22 protein-coding genes and 2 tRNA genes are annotated in these 26,937 nt (G+C 61.7%); 14 read left to right on the top strand and 10 right to left on the bottom strand.

Annotated features, from left to right (window positions below):
• Positions 1-28 precede the first annotated feature (28 nt).
• From HUS66_RS04110 to HUS66_RS04050, 13 genes are all read left to right on the top strand, one after another.
• Entirely contained in the window at positions 29-1,330 is a 1,302-nt protein-coding gene (locus HUS66_RS04110) for a methyl-accepting chemotaxis protein (protein ID WP_175069685.1), read from the top strand.
• A gap of 95 nt (positions 1,331-1,425) precedes the next feature.
• The gene (locus HUS66_RS04105) at positions 1,426-3,618 is read left to right on the top strand and encodes a methyl-accepting chemotaxis protein (RefSeq protein ID WP_175069684.1); all 2,193 of its coding nucleotides are present in this window, start codon (positions 1,426-1,428) and stop codon (positions 3,616-3,618) included.
• 50 nt (positions 3,619-3,668) lie between these two features.
• Positions 3,669-4,490, top strand: coding sequence for a CheR family methyltransferase (locus HUS66_RS04100; RefSeq protein WP_175069815.1), 822 nt, complete (start codon positions 3,669-3,671; stop codon positions 4,488-4,490).
• Positions 4,491-4,629: 139 nt separating this feature from the next.
• The gene (locus HUS66_RS04095; protein ID WP_175069683.1) at positions 4,630-5,691 is read left to right on the top strand and encodes a protein-glutamate methylesterase/protein-glutamine glutaminase; all 1,062 of its coding nucleotides are present in this window, start codon (positions 4,630-4,632) and stop codon (positions 5,689-5,691) included.
• 40 nt (positions 5,692-5,731) lie between these two features.
• Positions 5,732-7,438 (top strand): methyl-accepting chemotaxis protein, encoded by a 1,707-nt coding sequence (locus tag HUS66_RS17930; RefSeq protein ID WP_175069682.1) that lies wholly within the window; start codon positions 5,732-5,734, stop codon positions 7,436-7,438.
• A gap of 57 nt (positions 7,439-7,495) precedes the next feature.
• A complete protein-coding gene (gene cheY, locus HUS66_RS04085) occupies positions 7,496-7,885 on the top strand; it encodes a chemotaxis response regulator CheY (RefSeq protein ID WP_112053420.1) in 390 nt (129 codons plus the stop codon).
• 38 nt (positions 7,886-7,923) lie between these two features.
• A complete protein-coding gene (cheZ, locus tag HUS66_RS04080) occupies positions 7,924-8,610 on the top strand; it encodes a protein phosphatase CheZ (protein WP_112053419.1) in 687 nt (228 codons plus the stop codon).
• A 231-nt stretch (positions 8,611-8,841) separates the two neighbouring features.
• Entirely contained in the window at positions 8,842-9,978 is a 1,137-nt protein-coding gene (gene flhB, locus HUS66_RS04075) for a flagellar biosynthesis protein FlhB (protein ID WP_175069681.1), read from the top strand.
• Between the two features lie 38 nt (positions 9,979-10,016).
• A complete protein-coding gene (flhA, locus tag HUS66_RS04070) occupies positions 10,017-12,101 on the top strand; it encodes a flagellar biosynthesis protein FlhA (RefSeq protein WP_175069680.1) in 2,085 nt (694 codons plus the stop codon).
• Positions 12,098-14,380 carry a flagellar biosynthesis protein FlhF gene (flhF, locus tag HUS66_RS04065; RefSeq protein WP_175069679.1) on the top strand — a complete coding sequence of 761 codons (2,283 nt, stop codon included), beginning with the start codon at positions 12,098-12,100 and terminating at the stop codon, positions 14,378-14,380. Before flhA ends, flhF begins: the two co-directional genes overlap by 4 nt.
• Positions 14,381-14,382: 2 nt before the next feature.
• On the top strand, positions 14,383-15,018 hold the full coding sequence (locus HUS66_RS04060; RefSeq protein WP_175069678.1) for a hypothetical protein: 636 nt from the start codon (positions 14,383-14,385) through the stop codon (positions 15,016-15,018).
• Positions 15,019-15,065: 47 nt separating this feature from the next.
• On the top strand, positions 15,066-15,446 hold the full coding sequence (locus HUS66_RS04055) for a flagellar protein FlhE (protein ID WP_175069677.1): 381 nt from the start codon (positions 15,066-15,068) through the stop codon (positions 15,444-15,446).
• 136 nt (positions 15,447-15,582) lie between these two features.
• A complete protein-coding gene (locus HUS66_RS04050; protein ID WP_175069676.1) occupies positions 15,583-16,287 on the top strand; it encodes an RNA polymerase sigma factor FliA in 705 nt (234 codons plus the stop codon).
• Between the two features lie 244 nt (positions 16,288-16,531).
• Here the strand turns inward: HUS66_RS04050 and HUS66_RS04045 are convergent, their stop codons facing one another.
• Complete coding sequence (locus HUS66_RS04045) at positions 16,532-18,640, bottom strand: carboxy terminal-processing peptidase (protein WP_175069675.1); 2,109 nt, start codon at positions 18,638-18,640, stop codon at positions 16,532-16,534.
• A gap of 130 nt (positions 18,641-18,770) precedes the next feature.
• On the opposite strand from HUS66_RS04045, the gene HUS66_RS04040 reads away from it, so the two are divergent.
• A complete protein-coding gene (locus HUS66_RS04040; protein ID WP_175069674.1) occupies positions 18,771-20,069 on the top strand; it encodes a M18 family aminopeptidase in 1,299 nt (432 codons plus the stop codon).
• 54 nt (positions 20,070-20,123) lie between these two features.
• On the opposite strand, the gene HUS66_RS04035 is transcribed toward HUS66_RS04040, so the two are convergent.
• The 9 genes from HUS66_RS04035 to lolB all read right to left on the bottom strand — a co-directional run bounded on the left by HUS66_RS04035 (position 20,124) and on the right by lolB (position 26,914).
• On the bottom strand, positions 20,124-21,062 hold the full coding sequence (locus HUS66_RS04035; protein WP_175069673.1) for a DMT family transporter: 939 nt from the start codon (positions 21,060-21,062) through the stop codon (positions 20,124-20,126).
• A 147-nt stretch (positions 21,063-21,209) separates the two neighbouring features.
• Positions 21,210-21,286 (bottom strand) — tRNA-Met (locus HUS66_RS04030).
• Positions 21,287-21,437: 151 nt separating this feature from the next.
• Positions 21,438-22,529, bottom strand: a complete 1,092-nt coding sequence (gene ychF, locus HUS66_RS04025; RefSeq protein ID WP_175069672.1) for a redox-regulated ATPase YchF — start codon at positions 22,527-22,529, stop codon at positions 21,438-21,440.
• A gap of 195 nt (positions 22,530-22,724) precedes the next feature.
• Positions 22,725-23,309, bottom strand: a complete 585-nt coding sequence (gene pth / locus HUS66_RS04020; protein WP_175069671.1) for an aminoacyl-tRNA hydrolase — start codon at positions 23,307-23,309, stop codon at positions 22,725-22,727.
• A gap of 153 nt (positions 23,310-23,462) precedes the next feature.
• Positions 23,463-24,125: a 50S ribosomal protein L25/general stress protein Ctc gene (locus HUS66_RS04015; RefSeq protein WP_175069670.1), complete on the bottom strand. Its 663-nt coding sequence runs from the start codon at positions 24,123-24,125 to the stop codon at positions 23,463-23,465.
• A 123-nt stretch (positions 24,126-24,248) separates the two neighbouring features.
• Positions 24,249-25,190: a ribose-phosphate pyrophosphokinase gene (locus HUS66_RS04010; RefSeq protein WP_175069669.1), complete on the bottom strand. Its 942-nt coding sequence runs from the start codon at positions 25,188-25,190 to the stop codon at positions 24,249-24,251.
• A 69-nt stretch (positions 25,191-25,259) separates the two neighbouring features.
• Positions 25,260-25,334, bottom strand: a tRNA-Gln gene (locus tag HUS66_RS04005).
• Positions 25,335-25,425: 91 nt separating this feature from the next.
• Positions 25,426-26,313 (bottom strand): 4-(cytidine 5'-diphospho)-2-C-methyl-D-erythritol kinase, encoded by an 888-nt coding sequence (ispE, locus tag HUS66_RS04000; protein ID WP_340162732.1) that lies wholly within the window; start codon positions 26,311-26,313, stop codon positions 25,426-25,428.
• On the bottom strand, positions 26,306-26,914 hold the full coding sequence (gene lolB / locus HUS66_RS03995) for a lipoprotein insertase outer membrane protein LolB (protein WP_175069667.1): 609 nt from the start codon (positions 26,912-26,914) through the stop codon (positions 26,306-26,308). Before lolB ends, ispE begins: the two co-directional genes overlap by 8 nt.
• Positions 26,915-26,937 lie beyond the last annotated feature (23 nt).

Raw genomic sequence — 26,937 nt, 5'->3', positions numbered from 1 at the left:
GTGACGCCATTAAAGGGAAGGGGTTTTCATGAAGTTGATTGACAACATGACGGTGCGGATGAGCTGGGGCTTGGTGTTGGTAACCTTTACCAGCCTGATCCTCGTGCTCAGTGCGCTTGGACTCTATGCCGTCAGTGACCTGGGGGCGGTGGCCGATAAAGCCCAACTGGTCGAGCTTGGTATCTTTGTTGTGTTGGGTGTCACGTTTATCACCATTGCCTTAGTGCTGTGGGGCGTTACGGTGAATGTCATTCGCCCGCTGGAACGGGCTGTGGGGCATTTCGAGCGCATGGCCAAGGGGGATTTGTCAGGAGTCGTTGAGCAGCGAGGGGACAATGAGATTGGTCGCCTGTTCGCGGCGATGGACCACATGCAGCAGAGTCTTGCGCGGACCGTCGGTAAGGTTCGCCAGGGTGGCCAGGTGATCCACCGCCACGCTCAGGAAATTTCGCTGGGCAACACCGACCTGTCGTCTCGGACCGAGCAACAGGCGGCTTCTCTGCAGGAAACAGCCTCGAGCATGGAAGAGCTGACCTCCACGGTCAGTCAGAATGCCGATAACGCCCGCCAGGCCAGCCAGTTGGCCGTTGATGCTTCCCATACCGCCCGCCGCGGCGGAGAGGTGGTGAGCGAAGTGGTTGGCACCATGCGCGGTATCAATGACAGCTCACATCAAGTCAGTGAAATCATCAAGGTAATCGACTCGATTGCTTTTCAGACCAATATTTTGGCGCTCAACGCATCGGTCGAGGCCGCGCGGGCAGGCGAGCATGGTCGCGGCTTTGCCGTCGTTGCTGAAGAGGTGCGCAACCTGGCTGGACGCAGTAGCGGGGCGTCAAAGGAGATTCGCAGTCTGATTGAAGCCTCGGTGGCCCGCGTGACAGAGGGTACGGCGCTTGTGGATCGCGCGGGCCAGACCATGGAGGCGATCGTTTCAGCGGTTCAGCGCGTCAGCGACATCATGGATGAAATTGCGGCCGCCTCCCAAGAGCAGAGCAATGGCATCGGTCAGGTCAACCAGGCAGTGACTCAGATGGACCAGGTGACGCAGCAGAACGCCGTGCTGGTCGAGCAGGCCGCCAATGCTGCCAGCGAGTTGGAGCGAGAGGCTGAGCAACTGCGCACGGCCGTTGCCACTTTCCGTCTAGGCAGCCAGGCAAGCGAGTCGGCACCTGCTTTTCGTACCGATACGGCGACAGCGCATCATCGGCACGACGATGACGCCGAACTCGCCCGCTGGATGCCTCAGCTCATCGGCAAGTCTGATCAGCCATCGAGCCGGGCTTCCAGGTCTTCGGCGTCACCTGACGATGACTGGTCGTCATTTTAGGCGACAAGAATGCCTGGTGCCGATTTAGTTCATTGAATCTGAATATAACAAACAAGTCTGTCAGGACTCGCAGGGTCCAATGCAAGGGGGAATAGATGCGCAATAACCAGCCTGTCACGCAGCGGGAAGTAGAGCTGAAAGAAGACGACTTCCTGATCTCGAGAACGGATACCAAGGGGCGCATCACCTATGCCAACCCGGCTTTCATCAAGATCAGCGGCTTTTCCCAGGAAGAGTTGCTAGGGTCGCCGCACAATCTGGTGCGCCATCCCGACATGCCGGTGGAAGCCTTCGCCAACATGTGGGAGACCCTCAAGGCAGGAGAAAGCTGGGCCGGGCTGGTCAAGAACCGCCGTAAGGATGGGGATCATTACTGGGTTCATGCCAGCGTCACTCCGATCATCGAGGACGGTGAGCTGGTTGGCTATGCCTCGCTAAGGGTTCAGGCGACGCGCGAGGCTATCGAGGAAGCGGAACGCAGCTATGCGCTGATCCGCGAAGGCCGCGGCAAGCACCTGACACTCGAGCGCGGTAGATTGCGGCGTCGCGGTGTGCTGAGCCGGCTGCGGCAAGTCAATCTGCGCAGCATGCGTTCTCGCTTGACGACCATGATCGGGGTCTCGGTGCTGCTGCTGGTGGCCAGCAGCAGCCTGGGACTTTTCAGTCTCAACGTTGCCGGCGAGCGACTCAATGAGATCAACCGGGATGGCCTTGAGGACGTGGCGCGTTTACAGCGTATCGAGCAGTTGATGACCCAGGGGCGTGATCAGCTCGATGGGCCTGTCAGTAACCCGATGTCTGCCGATGTGGACAGTCTCAAAGCGACGGTCGGTGAGCTGGTGACAAAGCTTGAAGGCGCCTGGGGCGGTTTCGTCGGCGAGAGTGACAATCTCTCGGCCACAGAGCAGACCTTCGCCGAGGGGCTCGATGTCTATATCGATGATGGCCTGAATGCGGCGATAGCGGCGCTCGACTCGGGTGATTTTTACAAGGCCTATGTGGCCTTCAACGAGGTGTTGCGCCCCAAGGGCGATGAGCTCTCCACTACCATCAATGACCTGGTGGCCGACAAGCAGGCAAATGCCGCCAGCATCGCCGAGCTGGCCGAGGCCGATCAGCAGCAGATGATCTTCATTCAGGGGGTGCTGCTGGCCGTCGGGATGCTGCTGCTTGTTCTGCTGGGCGCGCTGACCATCCGGGCGCTGGTCAAGCCGCTGCGTGAATCGATGCAGTTCACTCAGCAGATCGCTGCGGGGAATCTCGCCGCCACCATGCCGGGGCATCGCGATGATGAGGCCGGGCGCTTGATGGTGGCTCTGAATACGATGCGCAAGAGCCTCGGCACGATCATCAATGACGTCAACGGCAGCGTGACGGTGGTAGGGCCAGCGGCGCGTGATATCGCGCAGGGCAACGAAGACCTGTCATCGCGCACCGAGCAGCAGGCTGCCTCGTTGCAAGAAACTGCCTCCAGCATGGAAGAGATGACCACTACGGTCAGGCAGAACGCCGACAATGCGCGTCAGGCCAGCACCCTTGCGGTGGAGAACGCCACCCAGGTGGGCAATGCCGGCGAGTTGATGAACCAAGTCGTCGATACCATGGAACGCATCACGGCAAGCTCGCGCAAGATGACCGAGATTATCGACGTCATCGATTCGATCGCTTTCCAGACCAATATTCTGGCGCTCAACGCTTCGGTAGAGGCGGCGCGCGCTGGTGAACACGGTCGCGGCTTTGCCGTGGTCGCCGAAGAGGTTCGTAGCCTGGCCGGTCGCAGCAGTTCGGCATCCAAAGAGATTCGCGGCCTGATCTCTGGCTCGGCCAAAGAAATCGACAGCGGTGCAGGGCTGGTCAAGTCAGCAGAAGAAGCCATTGGGGAGGTGGTGTCAGCCGCTACACGCGTCAACGACATCATGGGCGAGATCACCGCTGCCTCAGAGGAGCAGAGCAGCGGCATTACGCAAATCAACCAGGCGATCGCGCAGATGGATGAGGTGACGCAACAGAATGCCACTCGAGTGCAGTCCTCGGCACGTGCCGCTTCGCAGCTTGAGCAGCAGACCCTGGTCTTGAGTACGGCCATTGCCGCTTTCCGTCTGCGCGGCGTTGGTGCCGAATCGATCCAGCGGTTACCGAATAAGGTAAGTGAAATGCCGGCCCTGGGTCAGTCCTCCGGGCGGGGTGAGCGGTCACCATCGGGTCAGCAACATTCTCGTAGCTCAAATCAGGCTTTGAAACAGAATCGTCAGTTGGCGAATGCCAACGATGATTGGGAGGCGTTTTGAACAGTCATGTACCCCGTGAGGCGGCCGGCCAGGGAGGGTGGTCGGCCTCCATGGCCGAGCGGGACCTAGTGCTCACCGAGAAGGATTTCACCCGCATTCGTGAGCTCATCTATCAGCGAGCGGGTATCGTGCTCGCTGAGCACAAGCGCGAGATGGTCTATAGCCGTCTTGCCAAGCGGTTGCGCCATCATGGCCTTACCCACTTCAGTGATTATCTGGCTCGCCTCGAGCGGCAGCCCGAGGCACGGGAATGGGAGGCCTTTACCAACGCCTTGACCACCAACCTGACGGCATTCTTTCGCGAAGCGCACCACTTTCCGCTGCTTTCTCAGCATGTGGCCGGGCGGCGAGACACCGTGCGTGTCTGGAGTGCCGCCGCATCCACGGGTGAAGAGCCTTATTCGATTGCCATGACGCTACAGGAAGCCTTGGGAGCACGGGCCGACCAGTGCCAGGTGGTGGCCACCGACATCGATTCCGATGCGCTTAACCGAGCCCGGGATGGCATCTATGCCATGGATCAGGTCGCCAAGCTCGAGGAAGGGCGAATCAAGCGCTTCTTCCAGAAAGGCAGCGGTCGGCGGGCCGGGTTTGCCCGGGTGCGCCCTGAGGTGGCGTCGATGGTCGAGTTCAAGTCTCTGAACCTGCTGGCCCCGGGCTGGCCTATCGAAGGCCCTTTCGATGCCATCTTCTGTCGCAACGTGATGATCTACTTCGACAAGTCGACCCAGGCGAAGATACTTCAGCGATTTGCACCGCTGCTGAAGCCCGATGGCCTGCTGTTCGCGGGGCATTCGGAGAACTTTTCCTATATCAGCGATGCATTCCGGCTGCGCGGTCAGACCGTCTATACCCTCTCACCTCGTACCTAATGCGCTGGCTGTTCCTGACTCTTGTGGTTGCCGGTGCATTGGGCGGTTAAAGCTGGCTTCATGGCAGCCGATAACATGAAAGATGCCGGCGAGTTACGCGTCCGTTGCGGCAGCCGGCACTTAACAAAGGAGATTTGCCTTGAGCTCAGCCAGGATCAAGGTGCTTTGCGTCGATGATTCGGCGCTGATACGCGACCTGCTCAGCGAAATCATTAACCAACAGCCGGATATGGAAGTGGTGGCTGTCGCCCCGGATCCGTTAGTGGCGCGAGATCTGATCAAGCAGCACAACCCTGATGTGCTGACCCTGGACGTGGAAATGCCTCGCATGGACGGGCTGGACTTTCTCGAACGCCTGATGCGGCTGCGCCCCATGCCGGTGTTGATGGTCTCGTCGCTGACTCAGGCGGGGTCGGAGATAACCCTGCGAGCGCTGGAACTTGGCGCGCTGGATTTCCTTGCCAAACCCTCCATGGGCATTCGCAGCGGCATGATGGACTATGGCGAGCTGATCGCCGAAAAGATTCGTGCCGCAGCGCGATCTCGGCCACGACAAGTGCGCCAAAAGGATCGCCCGGTACCGCAAACGCTCAAGGCGCCGCTGGTATCCAGCGAGAAGCTATTGATCATTGGGGCGTCAACGGGGGGCACCGAAGCCATTCGCAATGTGCTCGAGCCTCTGCCTTCCAATGCCCCTGCGATCCTGATCACTCAGCACATGCCGGGCGGTTTCACTCGATCTTTCGCCGAGCGTCTAGACAAGCTTTGTCAGATTCGCGTCAAAGAAGCCCATGATGGGGAGCGTGTGTTACCTGGCCATGCCTATATTGCTCCGGGCGATCAGCACCTCAAGTTGGCGCGTAGCGGTGCCAACTATGTGGTGCGTCTCGATAGCGGCCCGCCGGTCAATCGCCACCGCCCCTCTGTCGATGTGCTCTTCGAGTCGGCTGCCCAGCAGGCCGGACGTAACGCCATAGGAGTGCTGCTGACGGGCATGGGCAAGGACGGTGCCGCCGGCTTGTTGGCCATGCGCAATGCCGGTGCCGCAACGGTGGCTCAGGACGAAGATAGCTGTGTGGTCTTTGGCATGCCGCGTGAAGCCATCGCCTTGGGGGCCGCCGACGAGGTGTTGCCTCTCGATGCCATCGCCCCTCGCTTGCTGAAACTGGTGGCAGCCTCCGGCCGCGCACAGCGCGTTTGACTCGTGGCGAGCCCCCAACATTTACATAGGAATTGACGGCATGATGACCCTCTTTCGCAACATCAGTATCAAGACGGCGATGACGTCCGTTCTGGTCCTGTTTGCCTTGCTCATTCTTCTGGTCTCGAGTCTTGGAGGAAAGGCCGCCAGTATGGCAAACGAGACCCTGGTCACCCTGGACCGGATCAATGTGTCACAGCTCAATGAAATCAACCGTGCAGACGCCTTGCTGAGTGGTGCGCGAGTCGATATCGCCGTCGCCTATTCGAAGCTAGTCCAGGACAGGCAGAATCAGGACCAGAGACTCACGCAAATCGTCGATCAAATTGATCGTGCCGAAGCTCGTTACGACAATTTCGTTGCTGTGCCCAGCAAGTCTCAAGGCAAGGCGCTCACCGCGCGCATCAGTGAGGATTTTGGTAGCTACTTGGGCGCTGTACGTCAGCAGGCTGAGGCTTTGTTGGCAGGTGATCTCGACCGGTACCGGAACCTGCAAGAGCGCTTGGTGGGCCTGAACCAAGCCGCCGATAAGGGAATCACGGATTTCGTGCGCTATGCCGGTGAGCGCGGCGACAACCTGATGGCAGATTATGGCGCCAGCACGGCTCTCTACGAGCGCGTCGGGCTTGTGGCTCTGCTGGTGACGGCCGTTATCCTGATACTGATTCATGTAGCCCTGCGTAAGATCGTCATCCAGCCGCTGAATTCGGCGGTGGTGACTCTCGAGCGCATCGCCAAGGCGGATCTCACTGAAGATATCCGTGCCACCACGAAAAACGAGATCGGCAAGTTGTTCGCCGCCATGCGCGATATGCAGCAGGGGCTTGCCAAAACGGTGGGTACGGTGCGCGAAAGCAGCAGCTCGATCCATGTGGGGACGCGGGAGATCGCCAGCGGCAACGCCGACCTGTCATCGCGCACCGAAGAGCAGGCAGCTTCGCTTCAGCAGACCGCCTCGAGCATGGAGGAACTGACCACCACCGTTAAGCAGAATGCCGACAACGCGCGTCAGGCCAGCGGTCTTGCCTTCGAGGCGTCGAGCACGGCGGGCAAGGGCGGTGAGGTGGTCGATCGCGTTATCACCACCATGCAGGGTATTTCGCAAAGCTCTCAGAAAATTTCCGATATTACTGGCGTCATCGATTCGATTGCCTTCCAGACCAATATCCTGGCGCTCAATGCCTCGGTCGAGGCCGCAAGGGCCGGTGAGCAGGGCCGAGGCTTTGCTGTGGTAGCGGGGGAAGTGCGTAATCTGGCGGGGCGTAGCGCCTCGGCAGCCAAGGAAATCAAGACCCTGATCGACGACTCCGTGGGCCAGGTCAAACAAGGCTCCACCTTGGTCGAGCAGGCAGGTCAGACCATGCAGGAAGTGGTGGACGCCGTTAAGCGTGTGACTGACATCATGGATGAAATCTCGGCTGCTTCGCAGGAACAGAGCGATGGCATCGAGCAAGTCACTCAAGCCGTTGGCCAGATGGACCAGGTGACGCAGCAGAATGCGGCGTTGGTTCAGCAAGCGGCGGCGGCGGCAACATCTCTCGAAGAGCAGGCTAGCCGTCTCGAGCAGGCGGTAGCGGTCTTCCGCCTGGCGGGCGGCATCACTCAGGCACCGCCCGCTGAGAGTGCCTCCCTACCGCCTGGTCGTACGGAAGAACGTCGCTCTGGGCTGACTCGCTCGGCGGCCGCGCACCAGGTGCCGGCAACCCGTGACAAGGCCACGACGGAAGACGACTGGGAAGAATTCTGATAACGGGCCGGCACCTTCGCCGGTCTTGATAATGACGACATGACGCAAGAGGTTGAAATGGCCAATAAGGATATGAAAATTCTGGTGGTGGATGATTTTCCCACCATGCGGCGTATCGTGCGCAGCCTGCTCAAGGAGCTGGGGTTCACGAATGTGGAAGAGGCCGAGGATGGTCAGGACGGTCTGAACAAGCTCAAGCAGGGCGGCTTTGAATTTGTGGTATCGGATTGGAACATGCCCAACCTCGATGGTCTGGAGATGCTCAAGCAGATCCGCAGCGACGATAGCCTGAAAGAGTTGCCGGTGCTAATGGTGACCGCTGAAGCCAAGAAGGAAAACATCATTGCCGCCGCTCAAGCAGGCGCCAATGGTTATGTGGTCAAGCCGTTCACCGCCGCGACGCTCGATGAGAAGCTGAACAAGATCTTCGAAAAGCTCGGCATGTAATCACGACGAGGGGCTTGCCCTCGGCAGGAGAAACGATCATGAGCGAAAATGCTCAACAGGCGTCTACCCCCGGCGGTGGCAGCGAAGACCTGGTGAAGCGCATTGGGCAGCTGACGCGCATGCTGCGTGAGAACATGCGCGAGCTCGGGCTTGACCAGGAAATCGAGAAGGCGGCCGAGGCGATTCCTGATGCGAGGGATCGTCTGAACTACGTGGCCTCGATGACCGAACAGGCGGCGGACCGAGCACTCAATGCCATCGATCGGGCTCAGCCGCTGCAGGATGATCTCGAGTCCCGCGCTTCGTCGCTCGACAAGCGCTGGGCTGAGTGGTTCGACGCACCGAAAGAACTGGATGAAGCTCGTGAGCTGGTCATTGATACGCGCAGCTATCTAGCAGAGGTGCCCGAGAAGACTCAAGGGACGCAGAAGGAGTTGATGGAAATCATGATGGCCCAGGACTTTCAGGATCTGACGGGCCAAGTGATCAAGAAGATGATGGATGTCATCCGTGAGATCGAGCATCAGCTGGTACAGGTGCTGCTCGACAGCGTGCCCGCCGAGCAGGGTCGCGACGAGATGAAGCGTCGCGCCGAAGGGCAGTGGGAGGCCGACGCCAAGCGTGAGGCCTCACTGCTGAATGGCCCTCAAGTCAAGTCAGAGGCGCCGGATGTAGTGAGTAGTCAGGACCAGGTCGATGACCTCCTGGATGAACTGGGTTTCTAAACCTTGAGCCCCGCCGGACATCGTCATGTTCGGCGGAGCTTCATGCCTCCCGTGCTGTGTTTGTCTATTTTCTTTCCTACCGCTTAAGCTTCCCCCGGCTTGGTGATACGGCGCATGCGCCCGAATAAGGCCTAATACGTCGCGCTATTTGACGCATCGCCCCTTCCTCGCTTTCTCGACAATGATCAGCATCGAATTGCCCTCTCTGGAAGTGCCCGCTGGTTATGGCTTATGGCCGATGAAAGCAGTGATGACGAAAAGACAGAAGATCCCACGCCCCGACGAGAACAGAAGGCGCGTGAAGACGGTCAGGTAGCCCGTTCGCGAGAGTTGGCGACTTTCATGTTGTTGTTGGCTGGTGTCATCGGCTTGTGGTCGATGGGCAACACCTTGTACAACCAGCTGGGCACGATCATGGAACAGTCGTTTCTGTTCGAGCGTCGTCAGGCGCTCGAAGTGATGCCCATGCTGACCCATGCCTGGACGCTTGGGCAGAATGCCTTGTTCACGCTCTTGCCGCTGTTCCTCCTGCTGGTATTCGTGGCCCTGGTCGCACCGGCCTTGCTGGGTGGATGGCTGATATCGGCCAAGTCATTGCAGCCCCAGCTTTCCAAGTTGAACCCCCTCAAGGGGCTGAAGCGGCTTTTCTCGACCCAAGCCTTGGCTGAGCTGGCCAAGGCGATCGCCAAGTCGGTGCTGGTCGGAGGCGTAGGTGCCTGGTTCCTGGTGACTCATCTTGGCGAGTTCATGTCGTTGATGAGCCAGCCCATCAAGCAAGCCCTGGCCAATGCCATGAGCCTGGCCGCGACGGCCAGTGGTTTGATGATACTGACCCTGATCGTGGCGGTACTTATCGATGTTCCCTTCCAGCTATGGAGTCATACCAAGAAGTTGCGCATGAGCAAGGACGAGGTTAAGCGGGAACACAAGGAGTCCGAGGGTGATCCGCAAGTCAAGGGTCGCATTCGCTCCCAGCAACAGGCCATGGCTCGCAACCGTATGATGAGCAAGGTGCCGGAAGCCGACGTGATCGTGACCAACCCGACACACTATGCCGTGGCACTTAGCTACGACCAGGGCAAGATGGCCGCGCCGCGGGTGGTGGCCAAGGGTGCCGATGAGGTAGCCAAGCGGATCCGTGAGTTGGGCGAAGAACATCGTGTCCCGATCCTCGAGGCTCCGCCATTGGCACGAGCTCTGCACGGCCATGTCGACCTCGATGCAGAGGTGCCCATGGCGCTTTATACGGCCGTGGCCGAGGTCCTGGCTTGGTCGATGCGACTCAAGAGTGTCCGCGAGGAGGGCGGTGAGTTGCCAGAGACACCTCATGATCTGCCGGTCCCCAGCGAACTGGATGATGGGGCCTAGCCTGACGCCCCGAGCGATGAAATCACCAAGGAGCCTCGATGAGAGCGCTGACTGACTATCTGGGCCGCATGGATCTGTTGGGCGACATGCGGATGAAGCTGCTGGCGGGTCCACTGCTGATCATCATGATCCTTTCAATGATGATCCTGCCGTTGCCCCCCTTCGCGTTGGACCTGTTTTTCACCTTTAACATCGCCCTGGCGGTGATGGTGTTATTGGTCAGCATGTTCACCCAGAAGCCGCTCGACTTCGCGGCCTTTCCGGCAGTACTGCTGTTCACTACGCTGTTGCGCCTGTCATTGAATGTGGCCTCGACGCGTGTGGTGTTGATGGAAGGGCATAATGGTGGCGACTCGGCAGGCAAGGTCATCGAGGCATTTGGTCAGTTTCTGGTCGGCGGCAACTTCGCTGTTGGCCTGGTGGTGTTCCTGATCCTGGTCATCATCAACTTCATGGTCATCACCAAGGGGGCCGGGCGTATCGCCGAAGTGGGGGCTCGCTTCATGCTCGATGCCATGCCCGGCAAGCAGATGGCGATCGATGCCGACCTCAATGCCGGCCTGATCGGTGAGGACGAAGCGCGTCAGCGTCGTTCCGATGTATCCCAGGAAGCCGACTTCTACGGCTCCATGGACGGTGCCAGCAAGTTCGTGCGTGGCGATGCCATGGCGGGACTTGTCATCATGGTGGTCAACATCATCGGCGGGCTGTTGATTGGCATGATGCAGCATGACCTGGACTTCGGCACCGCCGCCAAGACCTATACCCTGCTGACCATCGGTGACGGCCTTGTCGCACAGATCCCGGCGCTGGTGATCTCCACCGCTGCCGGTGTGACGGTTTCCAGGGTCACCACCGATCAAGATGTCGGCCAGCAGATGATCAGCCAGCTATTCATCAACCCCCAGGTGCTGTGGCTGGCCGCCGGCGTTATGGGGCTGCTGGGTCTGGTGCCGGGCATGCCCAACCTGGTGTTTTTGATCTTCACCGTGCTGCTCGGCGGTCTGGCCTGGTGGCTGCAACGTAACGAGCAAAACCGCGTGACCGAAGAAGCGGTCAACACCGCACCTCCGCCCGCTCAGGAAGCCCCCGAAGCCAGCTGGGACGATGTTCAACTGGTCGATACCTTGGGCCTCGAGGTGGGGCATCGGCTGATCCCTCTGGTCGACCACCGTCAGCAGGGCGAGCTGCTGGGTCGCATCAAGAGCGTTCGCAAGAAATATGCCCAGGAAGTCGGCTTTCTGCCGCCTGTCGTGCATATTCGCGACAACCTCGAACTGGGCGCCAACACCTATGTGATTACCCTCAAGGGGGTCGAGATCGGCCAAGCCGAAGCCTATCCCGGCAAGTGGCTGGCCATCGACCCAGGCCAGGTCTCGGGGCAGCTCGAAGGCACTCGGACCGAGGATCCCGCCTTTGGGCTGCCCGCCGTGTGGATCGAGGCTGCGCAGCGAGAACACGCCCAAGTCTACGGTTACACCGTGGTCGATGCCGGCACCGTCGTCGCGACCCACCTCAACCACTTGCTGCATCAGCATGCCGGCGAGATGTTGGGACGCCAAGAGGTTCAGCAACTCCTCGACAAGCTGAGCGCGGAGGACAAGTCCCTGGTGGAAGACGTGGTGCCGAAGATCGTCAATCTCACCCAGTTGCAGCGGCTGCTCCAGCAACTTCTCGAGGAAGATGTGTCGATTCGCGACATGCGCACCATTCTCGATACGCTGGCCGAACATGGCGGCGGCCAGGTGGAGGTCAGCGACCTTACCGCCATGGTGCGCGTCGCGCTGGGACGTGCGATCACTCAGCAATGGTTCCCGGCCCAGGGCGATCTGCATGTGATCGGCCTGGACGCCAAGCTCGAGCAGGTACTGATGCAGGCCATGAACAGCGGTGGCGCCCTGGAACCCGGCCTTGCCGAGACCCTGATGGAGCAAGCCTCCAAGGCGTTGGAGCGCCAAGAGCAGAGTGGCGAACCGCCGGTGCTGGTGGTCCAGCACAGCCTGCGTGCGCTGCTTTCGCGCTTCCTGCGCCGACGCCTGCGTAATCTGGTGGTGATGTCTCAGGCCGAAATACCCGATGATCGTACGCTAAGGATCACCAGCATGGTGGGAGGTGATCGATGAGCGTGAAACGCTTCCTGGGGGCGACCAGCCGCGAGGCCATGCGCCAGGTGCGGGCGCTGCTGGGCGATGATGCGCTTATTCTCGCTAATCGCCCGGTCGAAGACGGCGTCGAGATTCTTGCCATGGCCGACGATGCAGCTGATGCCATGGCGACATCTGAGCCGGCTGCCCGTCAGGCACCGCCTGCCTCGCAAGCGACGACCACCGCTGGAAGCGACGGCGGTCTTGACTGGCGAGCCGCGCATCGTGCCTCTTCAGGACTGATGGCGCACACACGGCCAGCCGTAGAGGCGCCCTCGATTCCGCCAGCCGCCAGTGTTTCTTCGCCCCAGGACTTCGCCGCCCTCAGCCAACAACTGCTGGGTGAAATGCAGGAAATGCGCCAGATGCTCGGTCAGCAAGGCCGCTCCGGGCCTGGTCCTGGATCCGATCTGCGTCGCCGCTTGCTGGCATCGGGCTTCGGCCATGAATTGGTCGCCGAGCTACTGGCGGCTTTGCCTGCGGAACTCGCCGACACGTCCCAGGAGAATCAGCGGGCGTGGCTTCAACGCCAGTTGGTGGCCCGGCTTGCCGTTACACCGGAGCCCGAGGCCCTGCTCGACCAGGGCGGAGTGATTGCCCTGGTGGGGCCAACCGGCGTGGGCAAGACCACCACGACGGCCAAGCTGGCCGCTCGCTATGTGATGCGACATGGCCCGGAGCGGGCGGTTCTGGTCACTACCGATGCCTACCGGATCGGCGCCCAGGACCAGCTGCGTATTTATGCCGACCTGATGGGCATCGAGATGCATGCGCTCGAAGCCGACCGTCCGCTGGAAAGTCTCTTGCCGCAGTTGGTCGATAAGCACTTGGTGATCGTCGATACCGTGGGCATGAGCCAGCGTGATCGCCGGCTACTTGAACAGATTGCTCACCTGCGTGGCGACAGTCGTGACGTCCGCTTGGTGTTACTACTCAATGCCGCCAGCCAGGGCGAGACGATCGATGAGGTGGTGACCACTTACTTACAGTCTGCCCGCGCCGTTGGCGGACGCCTTGAGGATGCCATTCTCACCAAGCAGGACGAAGCCGCTAGACTGGGTGGCGCCCTGGACACCCTGATCCGCCACGGGTTGACGCTGCACTTCGTGTCTCACGGTCAGCGGGTGCCCGAAGATCTGGGGATGGCCGATGCACAGGAACTGATTCGAGAAGCGCTGACGGCAGGCGTGCCCTCACCCTTCGCCGATGCTCAGGCCGATGAACCTCAGGCCAGTGCCAGTCGAGGCGCACCGGCATTGCTCGGACAGGGCAGGGCGCTTGGTAGTATCTGGGACATGCTGCATGCCCGGGTACCCGGTTTCGACACTCTTGCTGATGCGTGGGCGATCAGCTCACTGCCGCCGAGCCTGCATTCAGAACGTTTGGCACCTCTGCATGCGCGGGTGCCGGCGACAGTGACCACGCTACTGTGGGCGCGGTCATCGACGCTTCAGGGCGAAGACTGGGGGCTCCCTCATCTGGCCCTCGATGGCGATGGACGCCCGGCGGTCCAACCGTTTCCCGAGCACCGGTTGATGGCGGGACAAAGCGCTCGCATGGAGTGGGCCGAGACGACGTTGGGAGTCAGCGCTCATTTGCTGCCCCGGCTGCCGGATGCGCGGACAAGAGCCTGGCTTCAAGCGCGTGGCAGCGGCTGGTTGAGCCAGGCACAGGGCAATAGCCGCGTGCTGTATCGCGGCGAGCGGCTGCCTCTTGCCGGGCTTGCCGATGAGGCACAGGCCATTGAGCCCGCATTGATTCGCTATCGTGGCCAGGCGGCCAAGGTCATGCTGCGCCGACTTGAGGTCGTAAGCTACGCTGCCGGAGAGTCCGGCGGCGATGCCTTGTGTGCCTGGTTCGCCGAGGTGCGTGGGCGTGATAGCGGTACGATGCTGACCCGTCGTTACGCCTTGTCGCCGACCTGGTGGTCGATCGACTCTGGCCGAGCGGCATTGCTCGAGCAGCTTGGCAACGATGAACTGCCGACACTTGCTCGCCAGGCATCACGGCAGCTCGCCGGGCATGGGCCGCTTGCCATCGACAGCGAGCTCCGGGTGTTCATGGCGACGGGCATTGCCGCCTTGGCCCTGCATCTCGAGCATGCCGAAGAGGATTGGGCCATGGACGTGCGTGCGCATCTGTTGCGATTACAGGCGGGTCGTCGGCCACGCCGTGCCAAGAGCCTGTTGGAAGGCTTGATACAGGTGTTAGATGCCCGTGAGGCGATTCGCCACTTCAGTGAACAGACAGGGCGTTGACTATGAGTGACCAGGCAGCTGGCCTGCGCCGCTGGGCTCAGGAACGCGTCGCCTCTGGCGATGAAGCCCCGGATGAGACCGTCCGCTCCGATGATCAGCCGTTGGCTGATGCCGCCGCCAATGTTTCGGATGATTCGGCCACACTGGGCCCGAGCGAGGCGTCAACACCCGAGCCGACACCGGAACCCCAGCCGGAACTGAAGCCAGAACTGAAGCCCGAGCCGGAGCCAGAACCAGAGTCAGAGCCAGAGCCCTCCCCGACCATTCCGTTGATGGTGCTGGGGCTTCCCAAGGTCGATGGCATTGAGCTTGCACAGGCGGCGTTGGTCAGTTGGTCACGGCAGGGGAAGCGCTGGGTCGGTGATCCAGCCGCTTGGCAGGTCGTTGCCTGCGATGCCTACAGCCCACGACTGGCCCAACTGGCCAGCCAGGAAAAACGCTGGGCGTTGTGGGTCGAGACCGACGGCGACGGTTTTCGGCAAGCCTTCAATGTGATGCGGGCCGTCCGGCGTGGCGGCGGGCCCCGGCGCATGTTGGCACTGCATCCGCCGGTGGCTTCGCGGCGCGGCTTGCTCAACAATCTGCAGCAAATGGCTCGCGAGGCGTTCGATATCGACCTGCTGGTGCTGGCGCCATGAGCCGGTACTGGGCAATTCGATTCGTCTGCATCGCCATGATGCTGGGAATGGCGCCAACCTGTCTGGCGGCCGGCAGTTGGGTGGCCAATGCCCCTTCGGTGACCGTGGCCGTTCCGGGACGGGTGACAAGCTCTGAGGCGCTCTCGGCGGCTAACCCCTCACGGCTGGTGGGCCGACAGGTCAGCGAGGTCAGTTGGCGGTTTCGCCTACCCTCTGACCGGGCGGTCAGGGCATGGCTATGTCAGGGTAGCGAGTGCCTGTCCCTGACCTCTCCTCGGGGGCGGCGTACCGCTCCCATGTCCTGGCAGGCCGCTAGTGCGCTGCATTTTCGCTTCCTACTGCCCAACGGTCAGCGCCGGGCGGTCAAGGTCCAGGGTCTGCAGGTGATCGTCAATTACCGAAGTCGAGGCGCTTCATCAGTGAAATAACCGCCATCATTAGGGGCTATTTCACCCTTCTGCCAGGCAGGGCAGGCTTAATAATAGAGTGTATCGAACTCCACAGTTTTCGGAGCCTCGTCCTAACCACGCTTTCCGGCTCCATGTCGGTCCTTGAGGCAACAGGATGTACACGGCACAGGGCAAGATCGATCAAAATGCAATGCTTGAGCAGTACCTGCCTGTGGTCCGGCGCCAGGCACTCTCGCTGCAGGTCAAGTTGCCGGCAGCGGTCGAGCTGGATGACCTGATTCAGGCGGGCATGGTGGGGTTGCTGGATGCCCTAGGGCGCTTTGACGCCAAGGCGGGCGCGAGTTTTACGACCTTTGCCAGCCAGCGCATTCGCGGCGCCATGATCGATGAACTGAGAACCCGCGACTGGATGCCGCGCAGCGTCAGGCGCAATGCCCGCAGCGTGGACGCCAGTGTGCGCCGTCTCGAACAGCAGTTGGGTCGGCCACCGGAGGAGCGGGAAATTGCCGCCGATCTCGACATGCCGATGGATGTCTACCGCCAGCTGTTGAGCGATACCAATAACGGCCATCTGTTGCCTTTCGAAGAGTTGGTAGCCGAAAGCGGCGAACCCCAGGCCGGAGCTGGTGGGCCGCAGTCTCCTTTTGCGGCACTGGTCGATAGCCAGCAGCGCGAACAGCTGGTAGAGGCCATCGGTGCCTTGCCGGAGCGTGAAAAGCAGCTGATGGCGCTCTACTACCAAGAAGAACTGAACCTCAAGGAAATCGGAGCGGTGCTCGGCGTGACCGAGTCTCGTGTCTGCCAGCTGCACAGTCAGGCCGTGAGTCGTCTCAGGGCTCGAATGGCTTCCGATAGCTGACCCCAGCCAGCGTCGTGACTCGCTGGTGGCGCTTTTTTACCCTGTCCCTACTGATTTTGGTTCCTGCAGCGCGGTGATGTGATCCACGCATGCGCAGGAGTGGAGCCCTGTCCGGCACCGCTTATCGAAACCTCTGGATGATGGTGGCTGTCAGCCCATCCCTTGTCTTGCCACCGCTGCGTGCCCTGAGAGCTGTTGTCACCACAGAGCGCACCCGCTGGGTGCGCCCTTCGTCAGGGAGGGGTCACTCCATGCTGCTGAGCTGGCGCCCATCCTTGCTGTCGCCCTCGCTGAGATGCGCGTAGTCGAGCAGAATTTCCGCACTCTCGATGAGCTGGGCCCGATCGATGGGGGCGGGCTCTTCGCTGTCCAGTGGCGCGGCAGAGGGTGATTCGTCGGCGGCACCGCGGGCATCACTCCAGTCTTCGAGTTCATCTAGCCCCAGCGCGCGACGGCGCTGATTCTCGAGCGACAGCTGCTCGGCTTCCTGGGCCTGCATTTCGCGCTGTCGCTGCTCGCGGTTCAGGCTAACGCTGGTCTGCTGGTCGCGCAGCTGGCGGGAAAGTTCGGCCTGTTTTTCCAGGTAGACGAAATTGGGATGCGAGCCGATGCGCGCGCGATGCGACGCGGCCAGGGCCTCAAGGTGCCGCCACGGAGTCCCGTAGAGGCGGTACTGCACTGCCCGCACGGTGTCCCAGGGCAGGGCATTGTCCAGGCTGCTCTCACCGATCACGTCCGGGTCGATCAGGCTCGGGAAGCTAATATCGGGTTCGACGCCACGGTGCTGGGTGCTTTCCCCGGAGATGCGATAGAACTTGGCTCGGGTCAGCTTGACCTCGCCGTGGCTGAGTTCATTGAGGGTCTGCACGGTGCCCTTGCCGAAGGTCCGGCTGCCCACTATCAGGCCACGGCCATAGTCTTGAATGGCCCCGGCCAGGATCTCGGATGCGGAGGCCGACAGACGGTTGACCAGCACCGTCAGTGGGCCTTCATAGAGAACGCCACTGTCGGTATCGCCATACAGGCTGATGCGCCCGCTGGCGTCGCGTACCTGTACGGTGGGGCCACGGTCGATGAACAGGCCGATCAGCGAATTGGCTTCCTGCAGGGCGCCGCCACCGTTATCGCGCAGGTCGAGTACGATACCTTCGACGTTCTGCGCCTTGAGGGAGCGAATCTCCTTGGCCACGTCGCGGGTCGTGCTGCGGTAATCCTCTTCGCCGGCCTGCCAGGCGTCGAAGTCGACATAAAAAGTGGGAACGTCGATCACACCGATGCGGTGAGTGCCGTCTTCGCGTTTGACCTCGATGACCTCGCTGCTGGCCGCCTGGTCCTCGAGGTTGACGGTGTCACGCACGATTTCGACGATATGCGAACGCGTCGTGTCCACCGACTGGGCGGGCACCACGTCCAGCAGCACCTTGGATCCTTTGGGGCCACGAATCAGGTCGACCACGTCATCGAGGCGCATACCGACCACATTGGTCATCTCGCCGTCTTCGCCCTGGCCGACGGCGACGATGCGGTCGGCAGGCTGAAGCACGCCGGCCTTGTCGGCGGGGCCACCCGGCACCAGGCTCGAAACCTTGACGTATTCACCATCGGCCTGCAAAAGGGCGCCGATACCCTCGAGAGACAAACGCATCTGGATATCGAAGGATTCGCCCTGACGCGGTGACAGGTATTCGGTATGGGGGTCGATGGTGCCGGTAACGGATGCCATGAAAAGGCCGAAGATATCCTCGGCATTGGTCTGACGAATGCGGTTCAACTGGCCTTCAAAGCGATCACGCAGCGTTTTTTCTACCTCGGCTTCCTCCTGACCGCTGAGCATCATGGTCAGGGCCGAGTTCTTGAGGCGCTTGTTCCACAGCTGGTCGAGGGCATCTTGTTTCTCGGCCCAGGGCGCTTCCTCGCGGTCCAGCGCCAGCCGCTGGTCGGTATCGTAGCGGTAGTCGAGGCCGTCATCGAGCTTGGCCAGAATCCATTCGAGGCGTGCCTCGAGACGTTCCTGATAGCGCTCGTAGAGCGCGAAGGCGGGCTCCAGGTCGCCGTCGTAGAGCGCGTCGTCGATGCGGTTGCTTAGGCTGTCGCGGAATTCATTAACGTCGCGCTTGAGCAGATAGGCTCGCTGCGGGTCGAGAATATCCAGGTAGCGCTGGAAGGCGCGCTGCGACCAGCTATCGGTCAGGCTGACATCCGCGTAATGACCGAAGCGAAGGGAGTCGGCGATTTCTGGCGCCACCTGCTGTTGCGCCTCGCTGGGGTGCAGTTGGGCCATCGCCATGGCGCTCAGCGTCATCAGCATCAGGGTGATGGCGCTTATCCGCCCAATGGCTGCAATCCGTCTCATCAATGAAGCACTCCCGATTTCATGTACACTTCGTCCCTAGCTGAACCCGGCTCGTCACCCGCCTCTCGACAGCTGAGCGGCCATTGTAGCAGCCTGTGTCGCCAGACACAGACCCTTCAAGAGGATGAACATGCATCACGCCTCCCCCGTGGATCGCCTGCTCGACTTTCTCGAGCGCTCGCCAACGCCCTGGCATGCAGTAACCAATATGGCGGAACGCCTAGAAGCCGCCGGCTATCGTCACCTGGATGAGACCCAGCCCTGGACGCTTGTCGCCGGTGAGCGAATCTACGTGACTCGCAACGACGCCTCGATTATTGCGATGCAGCTGCCCAAGGGGCGGCTCGATGCGCTGCGCATGATCGGGGCCCATACCGACAGCCCGGGGTTGCATTTGAAGCCCCACGCCGCCCAGCGCAGCGCTGGCTGGCTGCAGCTCGGCGTGCAGGTCTATGGCGGGGCGCTGCTGGCGCCCTGGTTCGATCGCGACCTGGGTCTTGCCGGCCGGGTTCACCTGCGATACCCCGATGGGCGAATCGAAGGCGTGCTGCTCAACGTCGACTGGCCAGTGGCAACGGTGCCGAGTCTGGCGATTCATCTCGACCGTGAGGCCAACAGCGGTCGCTCCATCAACCCTCAGACCGAGATGGCGGCGGTTTTGTTGCAAGGGGGAGACGGCGATGACTTCAACGACCTGCTGAGAGGCTGGCTCAACGCGCAGCACGGCATCCAGGACGCCGAACCGCTGGATTTCGAGCTGGCGCTCTACGATACCCAGCCCCCGGCACGCGTCGGCGCCCGGGGCGAGCTCATCGCCAGTGCTCGTCTCGATAACCTGTTGTCCTGTTTCATCGGCCTGGAGGCACTGCTTGATTGCGACGGTGAGCAGGGCGCTGTGTTGGTGGCCAACGACCATGAAGAGGTGGGTAGCGCCAGTGCCTCCGGTGCTCAGGGACCCTTCCTCGGTGATGTGCTGCGTCGCGTCAATGCCCAGCTCGGTGAGGCAGGCGATGAGGGCTTCATTCGCTTGATCCAAGCATCGAGAATGATCTCCTGCGACAATGCCCATGCGCTGCACCCGAATTTCCAGGACAAGCATGATGCCGGCCATGGCCCTGCTATCAACGGGGGGCCGGTGATCAAGGTCAACGCCAGCCAGCGCTATGCGACCAATAGCGCCACCTCGGCGCTGTTTCATGACCTCTGTCGAGAGGCCGAGGTGCCGGTACAGACCTTCGTGACCCGCGCCGACATGGGCTGTGGCAGTACCATTGGGCCGATCACCGCCACCGAACTCGGTGTGCCGACCCTTGATGTGGGCGTTGCCCAGTGGGGCATGCATTCAATCCGCGAGACCGCCGGCAGCGAGGACGCCGAGCGGTTGATTCGTGTGCTGACCGCCTATCTGAATCGCGCTGAGCTGGTTTGAGAGGCGGGTTGACTGGCCCCGCCCCGACTTAGCTAAGGGCGGGGCCCGGGCGCTCTATTCGGTTGTTTGCTCGGGGTGAGTCGGCTCGCCTTGGGAGTCGCTGGGCTTGGTCGCGTTGCTTCGGGCAGCATTGGTCTGGTTGGCCGCCGGGCGGTCGAGGGCCAGCCCCGCCACCACCAGGGCGGCACCGATGATCATCGGCAGCGTCCACTGCTCGTCGAACAGCAGCCAGGCCATTACCGCCGCGCAGGGCGGGACGAGGAAGAAGGTGCGGGCGACCTGGTGTGCCTCGCCGCGGGCGATCATCATCATCAGTAACCAGATGGCACCCACCGAGATCGCTCCGACCAGCCAGGCAAGTGTCAGCAGCAGGCGAGGGGTGGGGTCGAAGGCGAAACTGCCGACCCAGGTGGCTGCGACGCTGAATACCAGTGCCGCCCCCAGGTACTGGAAGACCAAGCCTTCGACCATTCCCATGCCGCCGCTCAGTCGCTTCTGCCACAGGGTGGCGCTGGAAATGCCGACCAGGGCCACCAGACACCAGGTCAGGCCAATCAACGGCCATCCTTGGGATACTTCCAGTCCGCCGCCCAGCACTAAGCTGGCACCCAGCGCGCCCAAGGCAAGGCCGCACCATTGCTTGGCGCCTAGGCGCACCCCGAGCAGCGGCAATGACAGGGCAGCCGTCGCCAGTGGGTGCAGGCTGACCAGCAGTGCCGTGAGCCCGGCGGGTAGCCCCGCCTTGACCGCGGCGAAGACGCCGCCCAGGTAAGCACCGTGCAGTAGCATGCCCACGCCCATTTGGCAGCCTCGCTGCGCGCGACTGCCCCATTGGCTTGGTGACCGGCGTGCCCACAGGATGATGCCCAGCACCGGAAGCACCAGCAGGCTGCGTACCAAGAGCAGGGTAAAGGGCTCGGCATCCATGGTGCCCAGTCGGGCGCAGATGAAACCGGTCGAGAAGAGCAGCACGAAGGCCAGCGGAATCCACATCGTCACAATCCTTTGTATTGACTCGCACGCCAGCCCGAGCTCGTGGCGGACGCGCATGCAGGGCTAGGTGTTATTGATGTCACGTCTGCTTGAAGGGGTCAAAAAAAACGCCCGAACGGCTGGCCGTTCGGGCGTTTTTCAAATTCCTGGTGGCTACACCCTGATTCGAACAGGGGACCCCATCATTATGAGTGATGTGCTCTAACCAGCTGAGCTATGTAGCCAACGGCGATGAATGTTACTCAATAGGCCATGCTTCGTCAACCATAAGAGCATGATACATCGGCTTTTTTTATCGCCTTTGAGCTACAGCCTCCACGAGCGTGCCGATCAGGTTCCCAGGGCTTAGGTTCCCAGGACTTAGGTGCTCAGGGCTTAGACGTTGAAGCGGAAGTGCACCACGTCGCCGTCCTTGAGAACGTATTCCTTGCCTTCCAGGCGCCACTTGCCGGCATCCTTGGCGCCCTGTTCGCCTCCCAGTGTCACGAAATCGTCGTAGGCGACCACTTCGGCGCGAATGAAGCCTTTCTGGAAGTCGGTGTGGATCACGCCAGCCCCTTCCGGTGCCGTGGCGCCGACCTTGACGGTCCATGCGCGCACTTCCTTGACCCCGGCGGTGAAGTAGGTCTGCAGACCCAGTAGTTCGTAGCCGGCACGGATCACGCGATCAAGGCCGGGCTCGTCCATCCCGAGTTCGTCGAGGAACATGGCACGCTCCTCGTCCTCGAGTTCGGCGATTTCGGCTTCGATCTGGTTGCAGACCGGCACCACCATGGCGCCTTCGGCGGAGGCGATCTCGCGAACCTTGTCCAGGTAGGGATTGTCCTCGAAACCATCGTCGTTGACGTTGGCGATGTACATGGTCGGCTTCAGGGTCAGGAAGCCGAAGCTCTTCAGCTGCTGCTGCTCGTCAGCATCGAGGCCGAAGCTGCGCAGCGGCTGGCCTTCCGCCAGGTGAGGCTGGATGCGTTCGAGAATCGCCTTGGTGGCGATGGCTTCCTTGTCGCCGCCCTTGGCGACGCGCACCAGGCGCTGAATGGCGCGATCCACGGTATCCAGGTCCGCCAGGGCGAGCTCCATGTTGATGATCTCGATGTCCGCCTCGGGATCGACCTGGTTGGCGACGTGGATGACGTTGTCGTTGTCGAAGCAGCGCACCACATGCGCGATGGCGTCGGTCTCGCGGATATTGGCCAGGAACTTGTTGCCCAGGCCCTCACCCTTGGAGGCGCCGGCGACGAGACCGGCGATATCGACGAACTCCATGGTGGTGGGTAGCACCTTCTGGGGACCCACGATCTCGGCCAGCTTGTCGAGGCGCGGGTCCGGCATCGGCACGATGCCGACGTTGGGCTCGATGGTGCAGAAGGGAAAGTTCTCGGCGTCGATGCCCGACTTGGTCAGGGCATTGAAGAGGGTGGACTTGCCGACATTGGGCAGACCGACGATACCGCAGTTGAAACCCATGGGATCTTCCTGGAAAGAGTGTTCGATGGTGGTGATTGGCCGATATTCTACGGGACGCCTTCGGCGCGAGCCAGAAGGGGGAAGTCGGAAGAGAGAAGAAGGACGAGACTATCGGCGGGCTGCTATCCAGCCTTGGAGTGCCTTTTTGCTTCTTCCAGCGGCGCAGCCGCGCTCCAATTTCTTCCGTCTTCTCTCTTATCCCTTGAAGCTGTGCAGGCGGTTCATGGCTCGGGCCCAGTCACCGGCGACGGCATCCGGCAGGGTGCGCTCGATTTCGTCCAGAGCCGCGTCGATGGCGGTGCGCTCGGCCTTGCCGGGACGGCCCAGTACATAGTTGACGACCTGGCGAGCCTCGCCAGGATGGCCGATGCCGATGCGCAGCCGGTAAAAGTCCTTGGCGTTGCCAAGCGATGCGATGATATCGCGCAGGCCGTTATGGCCGCCGTGTCCCCCGCCTTGTTTGTAGCGCGCAGTGCCGGGAGCGATATCGAGCTCGTCGTGGGCGACCAGTAGCTCGTCGGGCGCCAGCTTGAAGAATTTGGCCAGGGCCGCCACGGAACCGCCGCTCTTGTTCATGAAGGTCTGGGGGTACAAGAGGTGCAGGTCCTGGCCGGCCAGGGTGATCTTCGAATAGAGCCCCAGGAACTTGCGCTCTGGGCGCAGGGTCGCGTGATGATCGCGGGCCAGGGACTCCACCAGCCAGGCGCCGGCATTGTGCCGGGTGGCATCATAGTCGGCACCCGGATTGCCAAGGCCGATAATCGCTTTTAGCTGACTCATGCCGGTGTCCTCACGAATGTTGGGCGCTCGTGCGTTAAAAGCTGAGGTTGGGGGCGAGGCTTGGGACAGGCAAAAAAAATCAAGCGCCGAGGCGCTTGATTTTCAGAAGATAACGGGCATGACGGCTGGCCGACATGCCCGCAGGCACGCCGATTACTCGGTGTCGCCTTCGCCTTCAGCCGGCTTCTCCGCCGGCGTTTCGGCTTCCTCGCCTTCTTCGCTTTCCTCATCCCGAACCTTGGCCTTGGTCACGCTGAGAACGGCGTTGTCGTGATCTTCGCCGTGGGTCAGTGCGACCAGGGTCACGCCCGCCGGTACGGTCAGGTCGGACAGGTGCAGGGTGGTGCCCAGCTCGAGGTTGCTGATATCCACTTCCAGATACTCGGGGAGATCCTTCGGCAGGCAGCTGATCTCGACGTCGGACGCCAGCTGGTGCAGCTCGCCGTCCTCATCCTTGATCGCCTTGCTGGTATCTTCGCCCACCACGTGCAGCGGGACGTGCAGGGTCAGCTCGTGGGTGGCGTCAACACGCAGGAAGTCGGCGTGGGTCACCAGCGGCTTGAAGGGGTGACGCTGCAGGTCACGAACCACGACCTGCTCCTTCTGACCTTCGACGTCCAGGGTGATCACGGAGGAGAAGAAAGACTCATCTTCGATGGCCTTGTAGAACGGGGCCTTGTCGATGGCGATGGACTTCGGGGCAGTTTCGCCGCCGTAGATGATCGCCGGGATGGCGAGGTCCGCACGACGCAGGCGGCGGCTCGCACCTTTCCCCAGGTCGTGGCGAACGCTGGCATTAAGATTGAAATCGGACATTGTATTAAACCTCAGTGGTTTGATGAGGAGAACGCCAAGCCCGCGACCAAGCGTTGACGTTTCCAATAGCGCCTGACGGCGCGCGTATCCTGCGCGGTGCTGCGTTCGCCCCTTGTCGGGACGTCAGTGGAACATCGCGCTGACGGATTCTTCGTTGCTGACGCGGCGGATCGCCTCGGCGATCAGGCCGGCCACCGACAGCTGGCGGATCTTGCCGCTGCGGCGTGCTGATTCGGACAGTGGGATGGTATCGGCCACCACGACCTCGTCGAGCACTGAGCCGGTAATGTTATCGACGGCCGGGCCGGACAGGATCGGGTGAGTGGCATAGGCCACCACACGGCGTGCGCCATGCGCCTTGAGCGCCTCACCGGCCTTGCACAGGGTGCCGGCGGTATCGATCATGTCGTCCACCACCACGCAGGTGCGGTCTTGGATCTCGCCGATGATGTGCATTACCTGAGCCTGGTTGGCCTGGGGGCGACGCTTGTCGATGATGGCGAGGTCGGCATTGAGCTGCTTGGCGATAGCCCGGGCGCGAACCACGCCGCCCACGTCCGGCGAGACCACGACCAGGTCTTCGTAGTTCTGGCGTTCGATATCGTCGAGCAGGATCGGTGAGCCGTAGACGTTGTCGACGGGCACATCGAAGAAGCCCTGAATCTGGTCGGCGTGCAGGTCCATGGTCATTACCCGGTCGACGCCGGCCTTGACCATCATGTCGGCGACGATCTTGGCTGAGATGGGCACGCGGGCCGAGCGGACACGACGGTCCTGACGAGCGTAGCCGAAATAGGGAACTACCGCCGTGATGCGGGCGGCAGAAGCGCGACGCAACGCATCAATCATCAGGACCAGTTCCATGATGTTGTCGTTGGTGGGCGCGCAGGTGGACTGCAGCACGAAAACGTCCTTGCCACGGACATTCTCGTTGATTTCGACTGCGATTTCGCCGTCGCTGAACTGGCCTACCGTGGCGTGGCCGAGGCGATTGTCGAGTCCTTCGGCAATCTTGCGGGCAAGTTCGGGATTGGCGTTCCCGGCGAAAACCATCAATTTAGACACGCGCAGCCACCTTTGGAGTCTTGGGAATCTCTATGAGGGATGTTGACGGGCGGTCGACTCGGGAGGGAATGGCTGGGGTAGCAGGACTCGAACCTGCGAATGCCGGTACCAGAAACCGGTGCCTTACCACTTGGCTATACCCCAGTAACCTTGCCTGTCGACTCAGCTTGCACTCTTGCCCAGGATAAATGCCTGAAAACAACAGCCGTCGTGCGGGCAATCTAGGCAGATTGCCTCACCCCAGAGCCTTGTGCAGAGGGGAGACGTTCACGCCTCGCGCCGTGAAGGCGTGCCAGCGTGGGTCGACTTGGCGCGCTATGCTAGCGGCCTCTTCGACGTTCGTCAAACTTCCGAACAGGCAAGCGCCGGTGCCGGTCAGCATTGTCGGCGCCCGCTGGGCCAACCAGCCGATGGCTTCGTCGACCTGCGGATAAAGCCTGCGAACCGTGGTCTCGCAGTCGTTTTTCCAGCACGACGCGCCCCCCTCAAGTGCGCGCGAAAGTCTAATGGCCGCAGTATCGCGTGTCAATTCAGGCGCCTGGAAGACCCGCGCCGTGGCGACCGATACCCCGGGGTGAATCACCACGAAGTAAGGGGTATCCAGAGTGACCGGCGTGAGGCGCTCGCCGATGCCTTCGGCCCAGGCGGCGTGGCCACGAACGAAGACGGGAACATCGGCCCCGAGGGTCAGGCCAAGTGCGGCCAGTCGCTCCTGGTCGAGGCCGAGCGCCCATAGTCGATTCAGGGCGAGCAGGGTGGTGGCGGCGTTGGAGCTTCCGCCACCCAGACCTCCCCCCATGGGCAGGCGCTTTTCCAAATGGATATCGACACCGCGGCGACAGCCGGTCTCGGCTTGCAGCAGACCGGCGGCGCGCACCACCAGATTGTCCTCGGCGGCCACGCCGGCGATAGCCGGGGTCAGGCGGATGGCGGCATCGTTTCGGGGAGTGAAGTGCAGGGTGTCGTCGACATCCAGAAACTGGAAGAGCGTCTGCAACTCATGATAGCCGTCGGCGCGGCGCCCGGTGATATGCAGCATGCGGTTGAGCTTGGCGGGTGCCGGCAAGCTGAGTGTGTCCTGAGAGAGGGGGCCGGCAGCGCCTGATGTTCTGATCTCATTCACCCTTGGCCTCCGGCTGCCAGGCATTGATGATCAGGGTGGCGTCGATGCCGGGGCGCTGCATCGTCAGGCGGCGTGGCAGCCATAGCCCATCGGCTGGCACCCAGTCCGAGTAGTCGATGGTCCAGCCATCCTGGCGCATCTGGGTGGGGTAGCCCAGGGCATCGGTTTTACGCTCAAAGGCATCGCCTGGGGCGGGCAGGCCGCGGATCCAGTGGTCCAGCGATGAAACCGGCAGTGACCAGCCCAGCTGCTGGTCAAGCAGCGCTTCGGCGCTTGTGGCACTCACGCGGCCTTCGCCGGTGGTCAGTGTCACCTTCTCAGCGGTGCCCTCGAGGGTGCTGCGGCCGGCGCCGAAGGGCCCGCTGATCAGCAGCCGGTAATAATTGGGCGTGTGACGCCAGTCCAGGTTGGCGCTAGTGCTTTCATTGGCGGTGTGCAATCCCACCTTGCCGGCCAGTGTCCAGCTGGTCAGGGCCTGCACGCGGGCGACCTGATCCTGCCAGGGGCCGCGTTCGGCGCTGTCGCTGGTGACAGGTCCACGGGTGGCGCAGCCGGCCAGCAGGGCGGCCAGGGCGATCAAAAGGACGAAGCGTCGGGTCATGGGGCTCTCGTTCAAGGGGCGGT

The sequence above is a fragment of the Onishia taeanensis genome (genome assembly GCF_013349955.1).
Taxonomy (GTDB): Bacteria; Pseudomonadota; Gammaproteobacteria; order Pseudomonadales; family Halomonadaceae; genus Onishia; species Onishia taeanensis_B.
Note: the sequence above shows the minus strand (reverse complement) of the source record. Positions and strands in the feature narration are given on the sequence as shown.

Bases quoted from the DNA above. Each gene is read 5' to 3' on its own strand.
- HUS66_RS04050 (WP_175069676.1), top strand. From the start codon at position 15,583: ATGTACACGGCACAGGGCAAGATCGATCAAAATGCAATGCTTGAGCAG.
- HUS66_RS04055 (WP_175069677.1), top strand. From the start codon at position 15,066: ATGGCGCCAACCTGTCTGGCGGCCGGCAGTTGGGTGGCCAATGCCCCT.
- HUS66_RS04045 (WP_175069675.1), bottom strand. From the start codon at position 18,640: ATGAGACGGATTGCAGCCATTGGGCGGATAAGCGCCATCACCCTGATG.
- ychF (WP_175069672.1), bottom strand. From the start codon at position 22,529: ATGGGTTTCAACTGCGGTATCGTCGGTCTGCCCAATGTCGGCAAGTCC.
- HUS66_RS04110 (WP_175069685.1), top strand. From the start codon at position 29: ATGAAGTTGATTGACAACATGACGGTGCGGATGAGCTGGGGCTTGGTG.
- cheY (WP_112053420.1), top strand. From the start codon at position 7,496: ATGGCCAATAAGGATATGAAAATTCTGGTGGTGGATGATTTTCCCACC.
- HUS66_RS04040 (WP_175069674.1), top strand. From the start codon at position 18,771: ATGCATCACGCCTCCCCCGTGGATCGCCTGCTCGACTTTCTCGAGCGC.
- HUS66_RS04015 (WP_175069670.1), bottom strand. From the start codon at position 24,125: ATGTCCGATTTCAATCTTAATGCCAGCGTTCGCCACGACCTGGGGAAA.
- flhA (WP_175069680.1), top strand. From the start codon at position 10,017: ATGAGAGCGCTGACTGACTATCTGGGCCGCATGGATCTGTTGGGCGAC.
- HUS66_RS04100 (WP_175069815.1), top strand. From the start codon at position 3,669: ATGGCCGAGCGGGACCTAGTGCTCACCGAGAAGGATTTCACCCGCATT.
- HUS66_RS04105 (WP_175069684.1), top strand. From the start codon at position 1,426: ATGCGCAATAACCAGCCTGTCACGCAGCGGGAAGTAGAGCTGAAAGAA.
- lolB (WP_175069667.1), bottom strand. From the start codon at position 26,914: ATGACCCGACGCTTCGTCCTTTTGATCGCCCTGGCCGCCCTGCTGGCC.
- HUS66_RS04035 (WP_175069673.1), bottom strand. From the start codon at position 21,062: ATGTGGATTCCGCTGGCCTTCGTGCTGCTCTTCTCGACCGGTTTCATC.
- pth (WP_175069671.1), bottom strand. From the start codon at position 23,309: ATGAGTCAGCTAAAAGCGATTATCGGCCTTGGCAATCCGGGTGCCGAC.
- flhB (WP_175069681.1), top strand. From the start codon at position 8,842: ATGGCCGATGAAAGCAGTGATGACGAAAAGACAGAAGATCCCACGCCC.
- HUS66_RS17930 (WP_175069682.1), top strand. From the start codon at position 5,732: ATGATGACCCTCTTTCGCAACATCAGTATCAAGACGGCGATGACGTCC.
- HUS66_RS04060 (WP_175069678.1), top strand. From the start codon at position 14,383: ATGAGTGACCAGGCAGCTGGCCTGCGCCGCTGGGCTCAGGAACGCGTC.
- flhF (WP_175069679.1), top strand. From the start codon at position 12,098: ATGAGCGTGAAACGCTTCCTGGGGGCGACCAGCCGCGAGGCCATGCGC.
- cheZ (WP_112053419.1), top strand. From the start codon at position 7,924: ATGAGCGAAAATGCTCAACAGGCGTCTACCCCCGGCGGTGGCAGCGAA.